The sequence below is a fragment of the Frankia sp. Mgl5 genome, assembly GCF_023242985.1.
In the GTDB taxonomy this organism is placed as follows: Bacteria; Actinomycetota; Actinomycetes; order Frankiales; family Frankiaceae; genus Parafrankia; species Parafrankia soli.
In genome coordinates, this window is record NZ_JALKFY010000648.1 from 1 (window position 1) to 4,355 (window position 4,355).

The 4,355-nt window shown below is 75.5% G+C and carries 2 protein-coding genes; one reads left to right on the top strand and one right to left on the bottom strand.

Translation table 11 applies throughout. The features are described from left to right. The coding region (locus MXD62_RS21030; RefSeq protein WP_248831212.1) for an ATP-binding domain-containing protein at positions 1-2,164 on the top strand (2,164 nt) is incomplete at its 5' end. Here the strand turns inward: MXD62_RS21030 and MXD62_RS21035 are convergent. After that, the coding region (locus MXD62_RS21035) for an ABC transporter ATP-binding protein (protein WP_248831213.1) at positions 2,148-4,355 on the bottom strand (2,208 nt) is incomplete at its 5' end. The genes MXD62_RS21030 and MXD62_RS21035 overlap by 17 nt on opposite strands.

Genomic DNA, 4,355 nt, shown 5'->3' on the forward strand with positions numbered 1-4,355 from the left:
CCCCGCGCCGGCCGGCGCCGCGGGGGGGGCTGGGGGGGCCGCCGCGGGCGACGCGGCCCCCGAAGCCGGCGCGGGCGCCGAGGCCGGGTTCGGTGCGACCGGGGACACGATGCTCCTCGAGGCGCTGTCCGCCCCGCGCACGGGCCGGATGCACGACATCGTCTCGACGCTGCAGGCCGAACAGGACAGGATCATCCGGGCGGCGGCGAACGCGGTGCTGGTGGTCGACGGTGGGCCGGGCACCGGCAAGACCGCCGTCGCGCTGCACCGTGCCGCATATCTCCTCTACACCGATCGCGACCGGCTCGTCCGGTCCGGGGTGCTCGTGGTCGGCCCCAGTCCCGTCTTCCTCCGCTACATCGAGCAGGTCCTGCCCTCCCTCGGCGAGACCGGAGTGGTGTTCGCGACCCCGGGACGGCTCTTCCCCGGCGTGGACGCGACCGGCGAGGACCCGGTCGCCGCCGCGTCCCTCAAGGGCGACGCACGGATGGCCGACGTCATCGCCGGCGCGGTCCGGGACCGCCAGCGGGCACCCGGCCGAGGGGTGCGGATCCGCCACGACGAGCACGAGCTGCACCTGGACCGCGACACCATCGTCCGGGCCAGGACCCGGGCCCGCCGCAGCCGCCGCCCGCACAACTCCGCGCGCCGCGTGTTCATCCGCGAGCTGCTCGGCGCGTTGACGAACCAGGTGGTCTCCCGGTTGCCCGGTGGCCTCTTCGAGCCCGGGGAGCGCTCGGAGATCACTTCAGATCTGTGGGCGGACCCCGGCGTGCGGCGGGCCCTGAACGACCTGTGGCCGCTGCTCACCCCGGCCCGCCTGCTGGCCGACCTGTACGCCTCGCCGGAGCTCCTCGCCCGGGCCGCCGGTACCCGGCTCACCGCCGAGGAACGCGCCCTGCTGCGGCGCGAGGGCCCGGCGGACGCGCCGGCGCGGCGCTCCGGCGAAAACCGCCCCGCCGAAACCGGCCGGATCCGCTGGACTCCGGCGGATGTCGCACTGCTGGACGAGGCCGCGGAGCTGCTCGGTGACCCGGAGGAGTCCGCCCGCCTCGACGAGGCGCGCCGCGCCGCCGCCGAGCGCGCGGCCGAGCGGGAGTACGCCCGCGGCGTGCTGGAGATGCTCGGCCTCGACGACCGGCTCGACGCCGACACGGTCGCCGAGCGCTGGACCGCACCCCGCCAGCGCCGCGGCGCCGCCGAGTACGCGACCGGGGACCGGACCTGGACGTTCGGCCACCTCATCGTCGACGAGGCCCAGGAGGTCTCGCCGATGCTGTGGCGCCTGCTTTGGCGGCGCTGCCCGGGGCGCACCGCGACGCTCGTCGGGGATCTCGCCCAGGCGGCCCGCCCGCGGCCGCCGGAGAGCTGGGGCGAACTGCTGGGTCCGGCTGTCGGCGCCCACTACACCGTCGAGCGGCTCACCGTGAACTACCGGACCCCCAGCGAGATCATGGACGTCGCGGCCGACGTGCTGACGGCGGCCGATCCCACGGCCGCGCCGCCCCTGTCGGTCCGCTCCGTCGGCCGGCGCCCGGACGCCGTCCGGATACCGTCCGCCGACGAGGCGCTCCTGCGGGGCGTGGTCGACGAGTCCGTGCGGGCCGCGGGGGAGGCGGCCGGGGGGCGGGTCGCCGTGATCTGCCCGCCGGGGCGGACCGCGGCGATCCGGGCCGCTCTGCGCGCTGCCGTGCCCCAGCTCGCGCTGCCGAGGCAGCCCGACGACCCGGACGACCGCCCGACCGGGATCCGGGAGCCGGCGGAGGCGGACCTGCTGCTGGACGCGCCCGTCGCCGTCCTCACCGTCGCGGAGTCCAAGGGCCTCGAGTTCGACGCGGTGGTCCTCGTCGAACCGGCCGAGATCCTGGCCGGCCCGACCCGGGGCCTGGCGGATCTCTACGTGGCGCTGACCCGGGCCACCCGCGTGCTCACCGTGGTGCACACCGGGGAGCTCCCGGGCGTCCTGCATCGGATGCCGGTGCGCGGTGGCCCGGCGACACCCGAGGCCGGCGATGCCCCGAGGGCGACCAGTCGCACCGAAGCCGAGGCCCACACCGCCCACGCCCACACCGACATCGATGACACCGACGACACCGACACCGACACCGATGCCGGTCTCGGTGACCCGGTGGTCGGAGGCCGCCAGCTCAACCTGCTGTGGTGACCTCCTTCCGGAGCTGGCGGTGGTACAGACGCGCGTAGGCGCCGTCGGCCTGGATCAGCTCGGCATGGGTGCCGTGCTCGACCACGGAGCCGTCGCCCATCACGTAGATGCGGTCGGCGTCGACGATCGTGGACAGCCGGTGCGCGATGACTATGCGGGTCCGCCCCGCCCCGAGGCGGGCCAGCGCCTCCTGGACGGTGTGCTCGGTCGCCGCGTCAAGCTGGGAGGTCGCCTCGTCCAGGATGAGTACCGGCGGGTCGGAGATCAGGACCCGGGCGAGCGCGAGGCGCTGGCGCTCCCCGCCCGAGAGCTGGTAGCCCCGGGCACCGACCTTCGTCCGGATGCCCTTGGGTAGCCGCTCCAGCATCGGGCCTAGGCCCGAGTCGACCACCGCCGCGGTGATCGCCTCGTCGGTGGCGTCGAGCTGTCCGTAGCGGACGTTCGCGGCGATCGTGTCGTTGAACAGGTGCGGGTCCTGCGGGACGACTCCGATCGTCGCCCGCAATGCGCTCCAGGTGAGGTCGGCGAAGTCCGTGTCGTCGCGCAGGAGGCGGCCGCGGTCGGGGCGGTGCACCCCGGACAGGAGGTAGCCGAGCGTCGTCTTGCCCGCGCCGCTCGCTCCGACGATCGCCGTCTTCTCGCCGGCCCCGGCGGTGAGCCGGACATCGCGCAGGGCCCAGCGGCCCGCGGGGCCGGCCTCCCCGGCCTGGGCGGCCTCACCCGAGGCCGCCTGATCGGGTTCCTGGTCCTCGTCCTCCTCATCGTCCGCGACGTACCACCACCGGCGGCGCACGTCCCGGCCGGCGGCGGACCAGGCGTTCTGCCGGCCGCCGGCATAGCGGAACCACACTCCGTCCACCACGATCTCGGGCGCGCGGACGGTGGGCGCGCTCGCCTCGGCCGGTGCCGTGCCGCTCCCCGCGGCCGGCGCGCCCGCGCCCGGCCCGGTGGCCCCACGGGGAGCCGGAACCCCGACCAGCCCGGTGCTCGACTCGGCCGCCCCGGCCGCCCCGGCCGCCCCGGCCGCCCCGGCCGCCGCGTCTGCCGCGGACCTGCCCGGGGCCGGCCGGCCCGCCGGCCCGGCGGTGGTGGTGGGGAGATCCCGCGGGTCGGGCACCAGGTCGAGCAGCCCGAAGATCCGGTCGAAGGCGACACCGGCCTCGATCAGGTCGGCCCGGCTCTCGGCCAGGCCGGTGACCGGGCGGTAGGCGAACAGCAGCGCGCTCGCGAACGCGACCAGCGTTCCGACGGTCGCGCGCTGGGTGCTGACGAGCCAGATGCCGACGCTCATCACGGCGACGATGGCGAGCGCCGCACCAGCCGACGACATGAGCTGCGCCAGCGCGGACACCCTGATCCGTTTCAGGGAGATCCGGCGGGTCTGGTCGGCGATCGTGGCCAGCCGGCCGGACTCGTACATGCTGCGCCCGAACAGCCGTACGTGCAGGGCTCCCGACACGCTCGTCGTGTCGGTGATCAGGGCGAAGTGCGCCGAGCGCAGCTTGATGTGCTCCCTGGCCAGCTCGCGTCCGCGGCGCCGGCCCAGCGTCATCAGGCCGAAGACCAGCGGAGACAGGAGCACGGCGACCAGCGCGAGCCGCCAGTCCAGCAGGACGATGCTCACCACGCCCACCACCGCGGTGACCCCGGCGCTGATCGCGCGCGGGACGGAGAGCGACACCGCGCTGCGGACCTCGGCGATGTCCCCGCCGAACAGGGTCAGGACGTCGCCGTGCCGCTGGCCGGGGAAGAACGAGAACGGCAGCCGGAGCAACTGGTCGTGGATCGCGACGGTCGCGCGCATGTGCACCCGTTCACCGACACCCGAACCGACGAGGGTCGAGACGGCGCCCAGCAACGCCTGGAGAAGGAAGGCGGCCAGGAGCAGCGCGACCTGGCCGACCAGCGCGGTTCTGTCCTGGGTGGCGGACTGGTCGATCAGCCCGTCGTCGACGACCGCGCGCAGCACGAACGGCGTGACGGCCACGGACACGGCGCCGACGAGATCCAGCGCGACGATGGCCACCAGCCGGCCGCCCTGGTCGTCGAAGAAGCGGACCCCGCGCCGCGCCGTCCGACTCGCGGTGAGACGGGCCAGAAGGAGCGCCATGAGAGTGGGGACCAGCGGGGCGCCGCGATCCGCCCCGCGGCGGCCACCGGCAGCACCGGAGCCATCACCGTGGTCGGCGCC